General features: G+C 55.1%; 1 protein-coding gene. It reads right to left on the reverse strand.

The features are described 5' to 3' along the window. Positions 1 to 283: nucleoside deaminase (locus tag ACCI49_RS25090; protein ID WP_371841985.1), on the reverse strand; the 283-nt coding region annotated here is incomplete at its 3' end. Between the last annotated feature and the right edge of the window lie 232 nt (positions 284 to 515).

Genomic DNA, 515 nt, shown 5'->3' on the forward strand with positions numbered 1-515 from the left:
CATGCATAAGAGCGCCAAAACACATAGTGCAGGGCTCAATAGTGACGTAAAGCGTAGTGTTTGGCAGACGATAGTTTTGCTCAGCGTCAGCGGCACGGCGCAGTGCGACAATTTCCGCATGGGCACTGGGATCGCAATTGCCAATAGGCCGGTTGCTGCCCTCACCGATGACCTGGCCTTCGCGCACCAGTACCGCCCCGACCGGCACCTCTCCCCTTTCTGCAGCAAGCTGTGCTAACTCCAGCGCTCTGCGCATAAATGCATAGTCTTTCGGTGTTGCCATAAATCTTTCTTATACCTCTACGACACAAAATGCCAGCGCGCGCATACAGCGTACGCCAATCGCTGCCAAGTTAATTGCGCTTGATAAAGCGGCGCACAATAAAGTCCGCCTCAAGTATCAGACTCTCCTGCTGCTCCAGTTCCGCTCGCGCCTCCCGGTTACCCTTCCAGGCAAAAGGCGTCATCGCAAGAAAGTCCGAAATCGCTGCGTGCCCATGCAGCTCGAAGGGAAA

Source organism: Microbulbifer epialgicus (assembly GCF_041447265.1).
Lineage (GTDB): Bacteria > Pseudomonadota > Gammaproteobacteria > Pseudomonadales > Cellvibrionaceae > Microbulbifer > Microbulbifer epialgicus.